16 protein-coding genes and 1 pseudogene are annotated in these 15,661 nt (G+C 70.7%); 10 read left to right on the forward strand and 7 right to left on the reverse strand.

All coding sequences use genetic code 11. The annotated features are described in order from the left end of the window. Nucleotides 1–7 precede the first annotated feature (7 nt). Entirely contained in the window at nt 8–2,092 is a 2,085-nt protein-coding gene (fxlM, locus tag ACWV17_RS31440) for a methyltransferase, FxLD system (protein ID WP_455362348.1), read from the forward strand. Between the two features lie 703 nt (nt 2,093–2,795). Here the strand turns inward: fxlM and ACWV17_RS31445 are convergent. From ACWV17_RS31445 to ACWV17_RS31460, 4 genes and pseudogenes are all read right to left on the reverse strand, one after another. Then, nucleotides 2,796–3,092 (reverse strand): hypothetical protein, encoded by a 297-nt coding sequence (locus tag ACWV17_RS31445; RefSeq protein ID WP_455362349.1) that lies wholly within the window; start codon nt 3,090–3,092, stop codon nt 2,796–2,798. Further along, nucleotides 3,089–3,280 carry a toxin-antitoxin system HicB family antitoxin gene (locus ACWV17_RS31450; RefSeq protein WP_406003256.1) on the reverse strand — a complete coding sequence of 64 codons (192 nt, stop codon included), beginning with the start codon at nt 3,278–3,280 and terminating at the stop codon, nt 3,089–3,091. Before ACWV17_RS31450 ends, ACWV17_RS31445 begins: the two co-directional genes overlap by 4 nt. A 182-nt stretch (nt 3,281–3,462) precedes the next feature. Beyond that, complete coding sequence (locus ACWV17_RS31455) at nt 3,463–3,621, reverse strand: hypothetical protein (protein ID WP_455362361.1); 159 nt, start codon at nt 3,619–3,621, stop codon at nt 3,463–3,465. A 99-nt stretch (nt 3,622–3,720) separates the two neighbouring features. Continuing rightward, nucleotides 3,721–3,909: pseudogene (locus ACWV17_RS31460) on the reverse strand (hypothetical protein); the annotation flags it as partial. Here ACWV17_RS31460 and ACWV17_RS31465 point away from each other — a divergent pair. From ACWV17_RS31465 to ACWV17_RS31485, 5 genes are all read left to right on the forward strand, one after another. Further along, nucleotides 3,910–4,065: a hypothetical protein gene (locus tag ACWV17_RS31465; protein WP_455362362.1), complete on the forward strand. Its 156-nt coding sequence runs from the start codon at nt 3,910–3,912 to the stop codon at nt 4,063–4,065. It abuts the pseudogene before it with no gap. A gap of 409 nt (nt 4,066–4,474) precedes the next feature. Continuing rightward, nucleotides 4,475–4,816, forward strand: a complete 342-nt coding sequence (locus ACWV17_RS31470; protein ID WP_455362350.1) for a hypothetical protein — start codon at nt 4,475–4,477, stop codon at nt 4,814–4,816. A gap of 127 nt (nt 4,817–4,943) precedes the next feature. Further along, nucleotides 4,944–5,642, forward strand: coding sequence for a hypothetical protein (locus tag ACWV17_RS31475; RefSeq protein WP_455362351.1), 699 nt, complete (start codon nt 4,944–4,946; stop codon nt 5,640–5,642). A 427-nt stretch (nt 5,643–6,069) separates the two neighbouring features. Beyond that, nucleotides 6,070–6,327 carry a hypothetical protein gene (locus ACWV17_RS31480; protein ID WP_455362352.1) on the forward strand — a complete coding sequence of 86 codons (258 nt, stop codon included), beginning with the start codon at nt 6,070–6,072 and terminating at the stop codon, nt 6,325–6,327. An 88-nt stretch (nt 6,328–6,415) separates the two neighbouring features. Beyond that, a complete protein-coding gene (locus ACWV17_RS31485; protein WP_455362353.1) occupies nt 6,416–7,318 on the forward strand; it encodes a replication-relaxation family protein in 903 nt (300 codons plus the stop codon). 128 nt (nt 7,319–7,446) lie between these two features. Here ACWV17_RS31485 and ACWV17_RS31490 read toward each other — a convergent pair whose 3' ends face one another. The 3 genes from ACWV17_RS31490 to ACWV17_RS31500 form a co-directional block, all read right to left on the reverse strand. Beyond that, nucleotides 7,447–8,001 (reverse strand): hypothetical protein, encoded by a 555-nt coding sequence (locus ACWV17_RS31490; protein WP_455362354.1) that lies wholly within the window; start codon nt 7,999–8,001, stop codon nt 7,447–7,449. A gap of 294 nt (nt 8,002–8,295) precedes the next feature. Beyond that, nucleotides 8,296–8,901 (reverse strand): hypothetical protein, encoded by a 606-nt coding sequence (locus ACWV17_RS31495; protein WP_455362355.1) that lies wholly within the window; start codon nt 8,899–8,901, stop codon nt 8,296–8,298. A gap of 137 nt (nt 8,902–9,038) precedes the next feature. Continuing rightward, the gene (locus ACWV17_RS31500; RefSeq protein WP_455362356.1) at nt 9,039–10,346 is read right to left on the reverse strand and encodes a hypothetical protein; all 1,308 of its coding nucleotides are present in this window, start codon (nt 10,344–10,346) and stop codon (nt 9,039–9,041) included. 707 nt (nt 10,347–11,053) lie between these two features. Between ACWV17_RS31500 and ACWV17_RS31505 the strand changes: the two genes are divergently transcribed. Genes ACWV17_RS31505 through ACWV17_RS31520 form a run of 4 tightly spaced genes read left to right on the forward strand, consistent with a single transcriptional unit; the run spans nt 11,054 to nt 15,652 of the window. Continuing rightward, nucleotides 11,054–11,986 carry a conjugal transfer protein gene (locus ACWV17_RS31505; protein ID WP_455362357.1) on the forward strand — a complete coding sequence of 311 codons (933 nt, stop codon included), beginning with the start codon at nt 11,054–11,056 and terminating at the stop codon, nt 11,984–11,986. Between the two features lie 5 nt (nt 11,987–11,991). Then, nucleotides 11,992–12,324 (forward strand): hypothetical protein, encoded by a 333-nt coding sequence (locus ACWV17_RS31510; RefSeq protein WP_455362360.1) that lies wholly within the window; start codon nt 11,992–11,994, stop codon nt 12,322–12,324. Continuing rightward, nucleotides 12,321–12,899, forward strand: a complete 579-nt coding sequence (locus ACWV17_RS31515; protein WP_455362358.1) for a hypothetical protein — start codon at nt 12,321–12,323, stop codon at nt 12,897–12,899. The genes ACWV17_RS31510 and ACWV17_RS31515 overlap by 4 nt, the downstream gene beginning before the upstream one ends. Further along, nucleotides 12,896–15,652, forward strand: coding sequence for an ATP-binding protein (locus tag ACWV17_RS31520; RefSeq protein WP_455362359.1), 2,757 nt, complete (start codon nt 12,896–12,898; stop codon nt 15,650–15,652). Before ACWV17_RS31515 ends, ACWV17_RS31520 begins: the two co-directional genes overlap by 4 nt. Nucleotides 15,653–15,661 lie beyond the last annotated feature (9 nt).

Here is a 15,661-nt window from a genome sequence, read left to right on the forward strand (position 1 = left end):
GCCCGTGATGACGAACGAGCCGAACACCGCCTGGAACCAGGTGAATCTGTGGTGCGAGTCCTGGCAGGCCGCTGAGCGCATGGCCGCCGAACATCTGCAGCCGCTGCTGACCGCAGCCGAAGATGCCGGGGGCCTCTCCGCTTGGTGGTTCGTCCGAAAGCGCGAATCCTGGCGGCTCCGGCTCTTGCCCGCCCCCGGCCGCGAGGATGTCCAGGCTGCCTTGCTCACCCGGCTCACGGCGACGCTCACCGAGTCCGGCGCGATCCGCGAGTACGCCACCGGCGTCGTCTACGAGCCGGAGACCCGCCGCTTCGGCGGCCCGGAAGCCATCGAGATCGCCCACGGCCTCTTCCACACCGACAGCCGCCACATCCTGAACCACCTCGCTCACCACAGCGGGCGCGACCTGCGCCGCGAGCTGGGGGTCCGGCTGACCACCCGCATGATGCAGGCGGCCGGCCAGGACTTCTACGAGCAGGGCGACATCTGGGCCGCGCTCGCCGAGCACCGCACCACCGCGGACAGGACCGAGCCGTCAGCGGCGACCCTCGCCGCCGTGCAGATGCTCATCACCGCCGACGGTGACACCGCCGACAGTCCGCTGACCCAGGCACCCGCCTGGCCCTCCGCCTTCGAGGACGCCGGATGGGACCTCGCCGAGCTGGCCCGCCGCGGCACCCTCACCCGGGGCATACGGGCCGTCCTCACCACCCACCTGGTGTTCGCCTTCAACCGGCTGGGCATCTCTGCCGACCACCAGGCCGCGCTCGCCACCGCCGCCAGCCGGGTCGTCTTCCACCGCCAGCCCGCCCCCGACGCGGCCCCTCCGCGTGCCCGAACTGCCCCCGCTCAGCCCACTACAGTCAGGCCAGTGACCATGGACACCACCCACACGACCGCCGATCCGCAAGCGCTTCGCGACGCCCTCGTCGCCAAGATCGACAGCCTCGGAACCTTCCACACCAAGGCGGTCAAGGACGCTTTCCTCACCGTGCCCCGGCACCTCTTCCTGCCCGGCATCGACCTGGCCACGGCGTACGCACCCAAGCAGGTGGTGACCAAACGCGCGGACGACGGCACCGCCGTCTCCTCCGCCTCCAGTCCCAACATCGTGGCCAAGATGCTCGAGCAGCTCGACGTCCACCCCGGCCACCGCGTCCTGGAGATCGGCGCGGCCACCGGTATCAACGCCGCCCTCCTGGCGGAACTGGTCGGCCCGACCGGCTCCGTGGTCACCATCGAACTCGACGACGACCTCGCCGACGGCGCCCGCGCTCACCTGGCCGAAGCCGGATACGACCACGTCAAGGTGATCTGCCGCGACGGCGCCCTCGGCGACCCGGACGGCGCCCCGTTCGACAGGATCATCGTCACCGCCGGTGCCTGGGACATCCCGGCCGCCTGGTGGCAGCAACTCGCCCCCGCCGGGCGTCTCGTCGTCCCGATCCGCCTGCACGGCAGCGGCCTGACCCGCTCGATCGCACTCGATCGCACCGAAGAAGACCGCATGGTCAGCAGCAACGCCGCAGTGTGCGGCTTCGTCCCCATGCGAGGCGCCGCCGAGATGGGCGAGATCCACGTCCGCCTCGCCGACGACGCCATCCTCAAGATCGACGCCGCCGATCAGCCCGACCAGGCCGCCCTGGCGAAGACCCTTGCCTACCCCGCTCACCAGCAATGGACCGGCCTCCACGTCCGCCACGACGAACCCGCCGCCCACCTCGACCTCTGGCTCGCCACCGTCGGCTCCGGCCTGCACTTCGGCAAGCTGTCCATCGGCACCGCCGCCCGCGACCTCGGCCTGGCCGACCCCGCCGTACGCTGGTCCGGCGCCGCCCTGTACGACGGCGGCACCTTCGCCTACCTCACCACCCGCCCCGTCGACGACTACACCGACGAACTGGGCATCACCGCCCACGGCCCGGACTCCGACAAACTCACCGCCCAGGTGAACGACCTCCTGCACCGCTGGGACCAGCAGCGGCCCGCACAGCCCGCCATCACCGCCTACCCCTCCTCCACCGGCGATGACCAGCTCGAAGCAGGTGCCCATGTCACCCGCCCGGACACCCGGCTGACCGTCGCCTGGTGAACGAACGCAGTCCCGGACGACTGCTGTCCCCGTGACTCGGACGGGAGCCCGGAGCTGTGACCTCACGGTCACAGCTCCGGGCTCTCGTGGCGTACGGACGTTTCCCGCGCATGGGCAGCCCGTACTGCCGCAACCACGCGAAGGCCGGTGTCGTCTCCAGCGCCTGGACGCCGATAGTCAGCCAGCTGCGGCGCGAGCTCGGCCGCCCGGTACGGATCCTGAAGGGCATGGGCCTGCGCAGCGACGAGGGCCCCCGACCGCAAGAAGCGTGCCGACCGAAATGCAGCACCTCAGTGCCGCTCTCGAATCCGCTGATGAGGCGACCGTCCTGGCCGCGGCCTGGGCCCGGCGTTCCGCCGTCGGCATGTGGTCGACGTTCAACCCGGTCGCGACCTTCACGCCCTCGTCCGGCGTCCCGAGCACGTTGAACACCCCGCTATCTGCTGGACGCTCGCGTCACGCCACGTCAACATCCTGCACGAGGTGACGCCCGTACAGCTGAGCGACCTTACGCCGAGGCAAGACAGCCGGCATGCGGCCGGTCGACCTGCCACCCTTGACCATCTCCCCTCGGCGTCAGACCCGGCCGCTCAGGCCGACGCCGAACCCCGCAGGCCTGCGTCCCCCGTCCCGGACCTGCGGAAGGACAGCGCCCCGCCCCCCGAACTTGCGAATGGCGGGGCGCTGTTGTGCGCGCTGTGCTCTACAGGTCCAGTACCGCGCGGAGCGCTTGACTGACGCGCTCCATTGCCGCCGTATCGACGGTGCCCAGCAGTTTGGCGCCGTCGAAGCGCGCAACCCTCAGTTGCTGGATGTTGACGGCGACCGCGGTACACGGCAACGGCGCGTCGGGCACGACGGACATCGCGGTGTCCGGGAAGCGGCCGGACGGATGCAGCACGATCGCGAGGACCGCGCCGTACGCCTGCTCCAGGCCGTCGAGCGATACGACGAGCACGTTGCGCCCGTCGCCGAGCGTCCAGATTTCCCCGCGCTTCACAGAGTGTCGCCCTCACCGCACAGGTCATCGCCGAGCCCGAGCTCGGCGAGCTGCTGGGCGGCGTCGAGCACGGCCTGACGGCGTGCGGCGCGAACGATGTACGCGTTGAGGGACAGGCCCGCCGCGGTCGCGCCGGCGCGAATCGACGGGTCAAGGTCATCGGGTATACGGAGCGTCATCACAGCCATGCCACCACTCTAGCAACCGGAATCCGGTTGCATCAGATGGTGGCGACTTCACGTGCACAAGCTAAGCGGCCGGGATCACGGCGGCGGCGTGTGAGGCATCGAGGTAGCGAACGGCAGCCGGTCCGAGGGTTCGGAGGCACTGCGGTGCCCCACCGTAGCCCGGGCTGCGGCCAGGCATACAGTCACGTCGTGGCCGAGGTGGAGCCGTCCAGGTCGACGGCCACCTGATACACCACCGTCCCGCCCACACGGTCCTGCCGGGCGGGACCGGGGCCCCAGCGCCACCGGCCGCGCGAGCGGACCAGCAGCGCGGGCGGATCGGTGTGGGGCCATGTGGACACCCGGGATGGCGGACCATCCTCGACCCGCCACGGTCGCGACTCGGAGTGCTGGAGTGGCCGCCTATCGTCTTCGACGGCATCCGCTACCCGGGGGTGTCCGAGCTCATCACGCGGTCGAGGGCCACCGATGTAGGTGCCCACCTCTGGCGAGGCGAACAGCTTGATGAACGCCGCACGGTCTCGGGCCTCGGACTCGCGGAGCACGAGCCGTTCGGTCCTTATCGGGGCAGGTGGCCAGGCGACGGGTCCTAGCAACCCATCACAAATCGTGACGACCCTTGGAGGCATTTGGCACGCCTGAGTATTGCTCTCCGCCAGCATCCGGCCTTCCGGACGGTGCAGGCCAACGGTGCCCGGGTCGTCGACGAGTGGCTGCCGGTCAAGGACTGGTCCACTGCCGCGGTTAAGGAGTGGCACACCAGCGCTCCTGTGCCGCACTGCTGAACGTACGACTCGGTGCCCGGGGCCGGCGACTGGATGGGCAACTCCCGACATGCTGCTCCTGTGCGCTGTGCGGATTCGCGGCCCTCCGCGATCTGCTGCTCTCCGTCGGCCGGCGCCCGCGGCTGGCCGACCTGTATGCCGAGGTCGAGCAGGTGCGGGGCGACAGCTTCCGCGCCGACTGGCGCATCACCGACCTGATCCGGCACGCAACCTGCGGGGCGCCCGACCCGCATCGTCTGCCCGGACGACGGCCCGGAGTTCACCGCCCTGCAGGAGCAGGTGCGGGCGGCCCTGGAGAAGGAGCCCCGCAAGGAGCCCGACCTGGCCCACCGCGACGGCGACGGCTGTGCCGCTCTCCACTGAGACTTCCGGACGCCCCTGATCTTTCCTGAAAGGCATACTGCTCATGATGACGACGACCACCCAGCGCCTCCTCAACCTCGCCGCGGCCGCACCGGCCAGCCACGACGAGGACCTGCTGCTGCTCCTACGCGAAGCGAACGAGCTGTACCAGCAGGGCCTTGAAAACCTGCACCGGACCGTGGCGGCCCGCTTCGCCGGGCTGTCCCCCGAGGATCTGGTGGCGGCCGCGAAAGCGGCCGGCATGCCCTGCGACGCGTCCCAGGACCGCGACGAGCTGCTCTTGCTGCTCGCCCTGACCGACTGGGAAATGACCCCAGCGGCCCTGGCCTACTCCGAGATGGCCGAGGACGCAGCCCGCCGCGGTGTGTGCCTGATCCCGGAGGAATGACCCATTTTTCGTTCGCCGCCCGGGAAAAACTGGGCAGCGCACTGGACCCCACCCCACACTCCTGCCATTATGTGAGTTGCGAGCCGGGCAGGCCGGCCCGCCTTCTGACAGGACGGACGGTTCTGCCATGAACTCGCGCCGTGAGCCTCGCCTGGCCGACGCCGCCGAGATCGCGGCTGAACAGGGCCTGACGCCCGCGCGGATCAGCGGCCTCTACAACGAGCGCGCCGAGAACGGATTCCCTGAAGCAAGGGGCAAGCGCGGCCGTGCCCGCCTGTGGGACCACGCCGAAGTCACCGAGTGGTTCGCCCAGCGCCCGCCGGCGAGGCTCCGCGAGCACACACCGCCCTCCCGCGACCCGCAGGACCTGCTGAACGCGGCGGACGCCTCGAGGTTCCTGGGCTACAAGAACACCAACCAGGTCACCACCTTCGTCCGCGACCACCCCGGCTACTTCCCCGACCCCGACGTCGTCGAAGAGATGGGCACCACGGAAAACCCCTACCGCCGGCAGCTGTGGCGCGTGCAGACCCTGCTGGACTGGATGGCCACCCGGCCCGGCCGCGGCAAGCACGCCGGAGCGAAGCGCGCGGCGCCGGCGCTGCCCGACGTCCCCGTCGACGGCGACCCCGACGAGCTCCTGGGAGCGTCACAGGCGGCGGCACTTCTGGGCTTCAAGAGTGTCAACTCCTTCTCCAGCAGCCTCTCCCAGGGCAACCTGTCCCTGCTGGAAACCCACGACACTGTCACGGAGAAGGGCGGGCGCCGACGGTGGACGCGCAAGCGGATCCTCGAGCAGGCCGCCCAGCGCAATCCCAAAAAGTAGAAAACCGGCGGTGAGCGCCCATCCGCCCACCGCCCCAGAGACTCGGCACCCGGTTACGGGTCGTTGGTCCCTTGCGGGCCGGGTGTCGCACGATGGCCGGCATGGCGTGGCTCGCCACCGCGCCCCGCAGCAGCCACGGCTGCTGCGGACCGGCCATCGCCGAACTTCTAGGTGCCGCCCTCCGCGTAGTGCGTCAGCGGCCTTGCCGAAGCTGGTCACGGGACCCACCACAGGCTGTCCTTGCGCGCCGGCCAGCCTCGTGGTCGGGGTCATGGATGCCGACCACGGTGCAGGCCACGAGGCTGTTTCGAGTTCGTGACCATGGTCGGGGCTTCGTGGTCGGGGATCTGGTCGGGGCCCACGGGTTCCCTCATCAGCAACCGAAGGTTCTGACGGAGACCGCCACGGCCCGCGGAAGGAACTTCCCATGAGCAGCGCTTGGACGTGCGACGCCTGCGGCGTCCCCAACGTCGACCGCTCGTCATGCGAAGCGTGCGGCACAAGCAGCACGACCGCCACCGCTGCCGATCTCGCGCGAACTGCCCTCAGAGACGCGGCTGCGGCCCGCGCGGCCCAGGTCGAGGAAGCCGCTCGCGGCAATCACCGGCTGGCTTGCCACCTCGGCAGCGTGATGGATGCCCACCTCGACGACGCCCTCTCGGTGCGGCGCCTCGGCATCGCGTGACCGGCGCGTCGAGGGACCCGTGTTCGCCTGCGTGGAGCCGCCCAGTGCTCAGCGCCCAGGCCGCAGGCGTGCGTCGAAAGGATTGTGCATGACCAGCACTCCGGCCACGAGCTTGGCCCCCAGCCCCGCTGAACCCCTGAGTCACCAGGTGCTGGCCGCGCTTGCCCAGCACCGCATCGCCACCACCAGCCAGCTGCGCCGGATGCTGCGGCCGGACGGCACGCGGCAGCTGATGTCCCGCGTCTTGAACAAGCTGCGCTCCGACGGCTTCGTCAACTGCACGGTGCTACCGGATGCGAACCGCTCACGTACCAACGCCTGGTATCTCACGCAGGAAGGTTCTCGTCTGACCCGGGATTTGCCTGTCCTGCGGGGGCGGCCGCCCTACCCCATCACCTCGAATACGGCAGCGTCGCTGAAGACCCCGCACACGCTCGCCGTCGTGCGCGCTCATCTGGCCTTTGCCGCTGACGCCCGTCGGCTCGGGCACGAGCACGGCCCCTGGGACTGGACGCCTGAGGTGTCTCACTCGATCGGCGAGGGCGAGCGGATTGTGGCCGACGCTGTCATGTACTACACCGTCGTCGAGAGCGAGCACCGGCGTAAGCTGCGCGCGTTCGTGGAAGTCGATCGCAGCACGATGAGCAGCGAGCGGCTGGCCGTGAAGTTGATCGAATACGCCCGTCTGTTCCAGTACGAGGCCCAGCCTGTCGGCCGCCGTAGGCCGACCGCCGCAGGTCCTGCCTGGCTCCGCTGGTATCCGGTCTTTCCGCGCGTGCTCTTCGTGCTCACCGGTGCCTCCCGGGCCAGGCTGGACAATCGGATGAGCGATCTGCAGGCGATGGTTGCCCAGCACCCGCTCGTAGCGGCCCTTGCCCGCGAAGTCCGGCTCGGAGCCGCCGTGCTGGAAGACATCGAGCAACACGGTCCCGCCCAGACCGTGTGGGTGCCTCTGGCCGGCGGCAAGCCTCGCCCGTGGACCGCGTTGTGAGTCCCCTGCGCAAGCGATAGATGGTGATCAGCCTCCCGCCCCCAGGACTGGTGTCCTGGGAGCGGCAGGCGTTTGTCCGTACTGTCAGGATTCGGTTGCGCAGGCCGTCCCGGCAGTCGGCTACGTCGTCAGGCGCTCTGGCACAGCGGCGGCAGGAGCTCGTCGCCCGGCCAGAATGGCTGCTCGGTCGCGATGCCGGTGAGGAGCATGCAGACCTCGGCCAGGACTTTGGCGCGGTCGTCCGGTCCATAGACGATGCACTCCCCCGCCGCGGCGTCGAAGGCCCGCACCTCTTTGTCCGGGCCAGGGCCGGTGCAGATCAGGGCCCGGGCAATTTCGGGAAGTCCGAGGCTAAGGGCATCGCACATCTGCGTCTGCACGAGCCGGACCAGGTCGGTGGTGACGCGTTCGAAGTCGCCAACCGTCGGCCAGTCGGCGCCGCCGTTCAGTTCGTGGGTGAGGGTGGCCAGCGGGATGATCTCGCCAGGCTGCCGTCCTCGGGTGAGGAGGTCGTGGATCCGGGCGCCGTCGGGCTGCTGGACCTGCGGGTGGAGCAGGGTGTCGGCAGTCACCACGGTGGTGTTGATCTCCTGGGTTCCGGGGCAGGGGTAGTACGGCTCGTGTGCGAAGAGCAGGTAGACGTCCGCGGTGCGGACAACGGTGCCGGGCTCGGGCTGGGACATGAGGAGGAATCCTTTCAGCGGTGACGTGCCGGGCGTGTGGTGACGTGCTGGCTGTGTCGTCGGCCGGGGGCCAGGCGGGTACGGGCCCAACGGCTGCTCGGGCTTGCGAGCCTGGTCCGCGTCGGCCGGTCCGGGTGTGCGCTTGAGGATCTGGGCGACCTGGTCGGCGAGTTGGACCATCAGCCGTTCAGGGGCGATGAGATCGGCCGAGACTTCGCGGGTGTCTTGGGTCTGGAGTAGGCCGGCGGCGTCCCACAGCAGGTGCTGGCCGATCTCAGCCGAGCGGCGCAGCTCCTAGCGGTCGCTGCCCGCGGCGGCCTGGACGAGGTAGGTGTGCAGGGCGGCGAGGCGCTGCAGGTAGCGGCAGGCGCCGTCGCCTTCGACACTGCGGATGTGTTCGCGGGCCCGGGCGTCCAGCCGTCCCGGCAGGTGTTCGGCGAGCAGCGGCACGAGCAGCATTCCCGGCAACGCGACGTCGACCGGGACGCCATAGGCCATGGCGAACAGGCCGGCGACCAGGCTGATGACAGCGACGGCGACGGCGGAAAGCCGCAGGGATCCAGGGACGGTGGGCGCCAGGCCGAGGCGCTGGGCGGGGCGCCTGGTCAGCCAGCGGATAGCGAGGCGCTGCGTACGCCTCGCGTACGGCGTGAGAACCCCGATCTGATGGGGGAGCTCGGGCCGGGTGCCGTCACCAGGGACGGTCCAGGCGAGCCAGCCCCACCGAGTTCGTTCGTAGACGAGCACAGGTTCGCACTCGGCCGTGCACGTGTGGTCGCGGACGTGGCCGGTCCGCAGGGCGCGTGAGCGTTCCGCCTCCCACCGGCCGGGGTCGAGGGTGAAGGGGCGCCGGTGCTGCGCGGCCGCGGTCGGCGGTGGTGTGCGGGGCGTGTCCGTCACGGGCTGCTTCCTTCCAGTTGGTCGGTCAGGCGGAGGCGCACGTCGTGCAGCGGCCGTCGCCGTCGGGGTGAGCTCGCTTCGGAGGGCCCAGGCAGGTGCGGCACAGCGGCCAGCCGAGGCAGGTCTGGCAGAGGTCCTCACCGAAGGCAGTCGCGGTCACGCCGCAGCCGGCGCATTCGACGAGAGCCCGATAGGTCAGGGCCTCGATCACGCTGCGGGCGGCGGCCCCTGTCGGTTGTCGCCGGCGCGAACGGCTCGTCCCATGGGGGCGCATCGTGGTGGTCCGCCGCGATGGCGGGCGGCGGGTAGGCCTGGGCGGCGCGGAGCCGGGCGGTGATGATCGCGCCGACCGAGGTACGCACCGGGTTCGGCAGAGGCCGTTCGGTGATGACATGGCGCAGCTGAGCGGGACTCCAGCCGGCGTCCATCATCACGGTTGCCACGCGGCCCTGATCGGTCAGCGCCGGCCCGGTCAGCAGCAGTTCAGGACGGCTCGCCCCGATCTCCAGCAGCAGCCGGATCCACGGATGCATCTCGTCTACGGGAGGCGGCGACGGCGCCGGGGACGCTGTCGCGTCCGAGGGGGCCGTCCTTCCGTTCGTGCGCGCGGCGTCGCCGCGGTCGCACGGACGGAGGGGGTTGGTCTTCTGCTTGTTGGTCTTCTTACTGATGGTGTTCTTAGTGCCGGGATCAGCCAACACTGGCTCAGCCAATCCTGGATAACCCGACTCTGGTTGTGAACTGGGGTTTTGCAGGGCGGGCAGGTCGGTGATGAAGTACAGCGCCCGCCCAAGCGTGCCGTCGGCGTTGCGGTCGCGGTCGCGGTCGCGCAGCAGGAATCCGTGCTTCTCCAGTTCCTCGAGGCCGGTTGTCACCGCGTCTACGCGTTCGCGGCCGTGTCGGGCCAGGTTGGCGACGGTGACCTGCCAGCCGTCCCGGTGGGTGCTGATGTAGCCGAAGAGCCCTTTCGCCTTGAAGGAGATCCGGGTGTCGCGGAACAACCCGTTGGCGATCTGGGTGAACTGATCTCCCGCCATCACCCCCCGGCGGATCCCCGCGCCGAACCCTGCGTCGCTGCCGAGCTCCAGGAAGACGGGTGCCGATGCCGGGTCGGTCAGCGGAACGTCCGGGGCGGCGGGGCTGTCGGTGATGCTGTAAACGATCTCTCTGAGGGTGCCGTTCGGGCGGCGCACGCGATCGCGGACCAGGTAGCCGCACTTCTCCAGCCCGTTCAGCCCTGCACGCACCGCGTCTCGTCCGTCGGGGCCCAGGGCGACCAGTGCGGCGATGGTCACCAGCCAGCCGTTTCGGTGGGTGCTGATGTAGCCGAAGAGCCCCTTCGCCCTGTACGAGATCCGGCGGTCGCGGAACAACCCGTTGGCGATCTGGGTGAACTGATCCGCCGCCATCACGCCACGGCGGACCCCGGCTCCGAAGCCGCTCATCGCGCTGCCCCTGACGCAGGCAGCGTCCGGTGGCCACGGCAGCGCACCGTGCCCACCAGGGTGGGGCGGCCGGTGGGCGCGGGTGCGGAGGCGTACGTGCGTTCCATGCCGTCAGCTCACCCGCCGACTCCGACCAGACTGACGGCCACCAGCCCCGACCATCGGTCACGATCCGTCAACGCAGCCCTCTAGCTGCCGTGGTCGGGGTCATGGTCGGGCCGACCACGGCTCCCCAGCAGCTGCGCGCATGTGGTTGCGCAGGCCGATTGCGCAGCCCCGTCCGGGCGTTGCGCGATCGGCCTGCGCAACCGATCGAGGATCGTGCGCAGTCGGGTTGCGGGGAGCGGATGCGCAGTCCGGGCCTCGGCGCCCGATGTCCTCTTGCGCAGAGCCGGGTGCCGCGATGCGCAGGCGCCTGCCGCGGCCCGGGCGGTGTTCGTCTGCGCAACGGCGTACGGGGCCGGCCGCGGTGCGGCATGTGGGCGTCACTGCGGTCGTCGGCCGGGGACTGATGGCCGCCAGGGTGAGCTCTCGCCGACCTACGACTGACCCGTGGTCGGGCCTGTGGTCGGGCCGACCATGACCCCGACCATGAGCTTCGTATCCCCATCGTGACCGTGGTCGGGGTCTCGTGGTCGGTGGTCGGGTCGGGGTCGCCGGGTTTTCTCAAGGTCAGCAATCACACGTTCTGACCTGGGAGTTTGACCATGTCTCCTGGCAAGCAGGCCTCAGGCAGCGAGGCCGCTGCTCCGATGGCAGCGGGCGCCCGGCTGGAGGCGATGCGGCGCCGCGTCCGTCTTTCACGCCTGGCGGTCTGGGCCGTCATCGCGGCCGGCCCCGTCGCCCTGGGCGTCGCCATCGCCTCCACCCCGACCACGGTCGAGGCGGCCACCCCGGCCAAGCCCACCGCCGTGCGCACCACGACGGCCACCGCCGAACCGGCCGGCTATGCGCAGTTGTTCGTCAGCGCGTGGTTGCGCAGCAGCGCGGATGACGCGACGAGTGCGCAGGCGCGGCTTGCGCAGTCGATGGCGCCGGACATCGAACTGCCCGACTCGGCCGCGGATGCGCAGTCGAAGCCTCAGTCCGTGACCGCGGTGCGCAGTGCGCAGCGCGAGGACGGCGCGTGGTCGGTGACGGTGGCTGCGCAGTACGCCGACGGATCGGTGCGGTACTACGCCGTGCCGGTGTCCGCGGACCGCTCGGGCACGGCGTTCGCTGTGACCGGTGCGCCCGGCGTGGTGGCTGGCCCGGCCCGGGCCGAGGTGCCGACGTCGTCGTACGGCATGACCGTCCCGGAGGGTGATCTGTCCTCCGCCGTCGGGGAGTTCCTCACCGCATATCTGACTGGTACCGGAGAGGTGAGTCGCTACCTCGCGCCCGGGGTGAAGCTGTCGGCCGTCTCCCCCGCCCCGTACACGACGGTCGCGGTGCAGCAGGTGCTCGCTGTCGAGGAGGCGGCGGCCGCCGAGCAGGTGCCAGCCGACGGCACCAAGGTCCGCATCCTCGTTCAGGTGGAAGCCCGGGACGAGGGCGGGCGGTGGCCGCTGGCGTACGAGCTCGCGTTGAAGGCCCGCTCGGGCCGGTGGGAAGTCGCGGCACTGGACTCCGGGACCGCCCAGGACGGGGGTGCCCAGTGAGCACGATGCAGAGTCTGATGCTCGCCGGGCAGCTGGACGACCTCGGCGACTCGTGGATCAACATGTTCAAGGACTGGGCGACCAAGGGTCTGCAGGCCGGTCTGCTCGTGCTCGTCGTCGTCATCATGATCCAGAAGTTCAGCCTCAAGGCGGGGATCGGCGCCTTGCTGCTGATGATCATCGCGCTGGGGTTGTACAACTCCCGCGAGGACCTGTCGGACATGTTCGAGGACGAGGTCAAGAACCCGGCCAAGGGCGCGCCCGCTGTCCCCGGCATCGTGCGCAGTTCCGATCCGGTCGTGCGGGAGCACTCCGCGGGTGCGGGAGGCTGGCTGTGAGCGCGACCGCCGCCGGGCGGGTGGGACGTTTCTACACCTCCGCCCGCCGCCACCCCTGGGTGCTGGGCAGGGTCGCCGACTGGAAGATCCCGCTCGGCCCGTACACCCCCGCGCAGATCGCGGTCGCCGTCGGCGGCGGCTTCCTTCTGGTCAAGACCATCAGCTGGTGGTCGTGGATGGGGCCCGTCCCGATCGCGGCCTGGCTGCTGGCGATCTGGGCGGTACGCCGTCCGAAGATCCGCGGCCGCGCACCGATGCAGGCGGCCCTGGGCTGGGGGCTGCTGGTCTGGCAGCCGCAAGGAGGCCGGATCGGCGGGCGGGCCGCCCGCGACCGTGCCCCCCGCCCGCTGCTCGGCGGCTTCACGATCGAGGACGCGGTCGTCCCCGCTAGGGCGGCCATGCCTCCCCGTGTGGCTCGGCGGCCTGCCGACCGGACACCGCGGCGGAACCCGGCAACAGTTCGCTCGTCCACACGCCGCCGCGCACAGTCGGCTGCTCCCGCGGCGCTGGTGCGGCCGGTGTCGGGTGTGCAGCAGCTGCTCGCGCTCGCCGAGCAGGGCGGGGGTGTGCGGTGAGGATTCCGATCCGTCACATCGCCGGGCACCTGGTGTGGTCGACGCACGGCAGCGTGTGGGCCCTCTACCGGTTGCACCCCGGCCCGGACGCGCAGGGACGCCGCGAGGAGACCGTTCAGGGCACCTACGTGTCGGCCGCGGTCCGCGACGAACAGCTCGCCAAGATCACACACCTGATCCGCTCCCTGTCCGGCGCGCCGCGGCTGATCGGGCTGTGCGCGCAGGTCGATCCCGGCGAGATCGCCCTGCGCATGATCGAAGGCATCGAACCGGCCGACACAGCACCGGATGACGGCCCGCACCCGTGGGTGGAAAACGTCGAGGCGACGCTGGATCTGCTGGACGGTCAGGAGATGCACCGCCGCACCCTGTGGCTGGCGGTGCCGCTGCAGACCGAGACCGCGGGCCTGCAGGTGTCGGCTTCGCTCGGCGCGATGTGGGCCGAACTGGCCCCGACTCTGGGCATGCGGCCGGCGCCGGTGGCGCGGCGGGAGGTGAACTCCTACCGCGAGCAGGCCTCCCGGGTGGAGGCCGCGCTTTCCGGCGGCGTCGCCTTCCGTCCGGCCCGTCCGGCGGAGATCGTGTGGATGGTTCAGCACGCCCTGCACCGCGGGCTGGCGGAGCCGCTGCTGGCCGAGGCCGAGACCAGCGAGTTGTACGGCGGTCAGATCCGTGATGGCGTGCTGCGCTCCCCCAGCTACGCCGACCTCGGGCAAGTGCGCCTGCAGGAAGGCGGCATCGACCCCGCCCTCGACGACGTCGACGATCTCAAGAGCGCGGGCCAGGTAACGCGGTCGGGGCGCAAGGCCTGGTGGCGGCTGAATACGGCGTCCCCTCTGAGGCGGCGTTGGCTGCAGGTCGAAACGGACGCCGGTGTGGGCTACCAGGCGCAGTTGGCGCTGGCCGAGTGCCCGCCCGCCGTCAGCCAGGATGCCGCCGACCTGTTCGCCCAGCTGGAGACGCTCGACTTTCCCGTCGACTACACCGTTGATCTCACGCTGGTGCCCGCGGAGAAGGCGCGGGACCAGGTGCGGCGTAAGAAGAACGAGTTGATCGACCAGGCCGACCAGTACGACGCCCGGCCCACTGGCACGCCAGCCTCGCTGACCGATGCCGCCCGTGACCTGGGTGAGTTGGACGCCCGCCTGTCGCGCACCTCGGTCGAGGTCGAGGTGCAGTCCGTGACCGTGCTGGCGGTGTGGGGGCCGACCGCAGCCGTCTGCGACGCGCGGGCCCGGGCCTTGGCGGCGCTGCTCGGCGGGGCCGACTACCGGGCGGTGCGCCCGGCCGGCCTGCAGGAGGCCCTGTTCACCCTGGGGCTGCCCGGCACGGTGCGGCCCGGGGTGGTGCGGGAGTTCACCCAGCACCAGGTCTCGGAGGACTGGGCGCTGGGCGGGGCCTTCACCGCCTCGGAGGTCGGCGACCCGAACGGGATGTTCCTCGGTATCGACCTGGACTGCGGCACGACGCGCCCCGTGATGATCAACGTGGCGGATGCGCCCAAGGTGGATGCGTCCGCGTCGATGGGGATCGTCGGGGATCTGGGGGCGGGCAAGAGTGTCCTGGAGAAGCTGATCTCGGAGGCGGTGTGGGCGCGCGGCGGCTGCGCGATCTGCATCGACCGCACTCCGGTGCGCGAGTGGGCCACCTTTGCTCGTACGGCCGCGAAGGGCCGTGTCCAGATCATCGACGCCGCCAAGGCCGAGGTGTCGATCGACCCGCTGCGCATGTTCGACGGCCCCGAGGGCCGCCACTACGCCCTGTCCTACCTCACCCTGCAGCTCGGCATCGGCCCGATGAGCACCAACGGCGAGGTCCTGCACCATGCCGTCGAGCAGGCCGCCGCCAGTGACTCCCCTTCCATGCACCGCGTGGTGGAGGTCCTCGAGGAGATGGCCGTCCGTGAGGCGGGCAAGCGGCAGGACGCGGCCGCCGCCCTGGCCGGCCTCATCCGCGTCGTGGCCACCAACGCGCTGGCACGGATGGTGTTCGACCCGACGCTGCCACCGGTGCGGCTGGACGCCTCCAGCGCCTCCGACATGATCGTGATCACTACGACCGGGCTGAAGCTGCCGCCAAAGGCGGCCTTCGACAAGCCCGAAGTGCTGCACCAGCAGCCGCTGGAGGCGCTGATTGGCCGCGCGGTGCTCTACCTGATCGCCGCGATCGCCCGCCAGACCGCGTTCGAGGACCCTGAACGGTTCACCGCAGTGGTCCTGGACGAGTTGTACTGGCTGACCAGCTCGGCCGAGGGCACCGCCTTGGTCCACGAGATCCTCCACGACGGCCGCAAACACGGCGCCGGCCTGCTCGCCGCTAGCCACGACGCCGAGGAACTCGGCCCCGACCGCGGCCTGATGGCCTACCGGGCCCTCGCCCGCACCGCGGACCGTGGACGCGCCCGCCGCGGCCTGGAGTTCGTGGGGCTTGACCCGGGCGATCCGGAGCTGCTGCGGCTGGTGACCACCGGCTTGTCCCCCGTCGGCCACAAGGGCCGGGAGGGCGAGTTCCTGCTGACCTGCCCGCGGCAGAACACCGGCCGGGTCAAGGCCGTCATCCCCCGCATCGCGCGCATCACCTCGTCCATCACCACCACACCGGGCCGCCGCACCAGCACCGCCACGCACCCAGGTTCAGCAGCTGAGTCACTCGCCGGTGAGGCCGTCGATGCCCGTCCGAAGGAACACTGTCGGCGTACACGTGAACGTCCCCACCCGCGTACGGATGAACGTCCCCAGTTCTTGATGCCTTGAAGGGACACC

The sequence above is a fragment of the Streptomyces mabaensis genome, assembly GCF_053763515.1.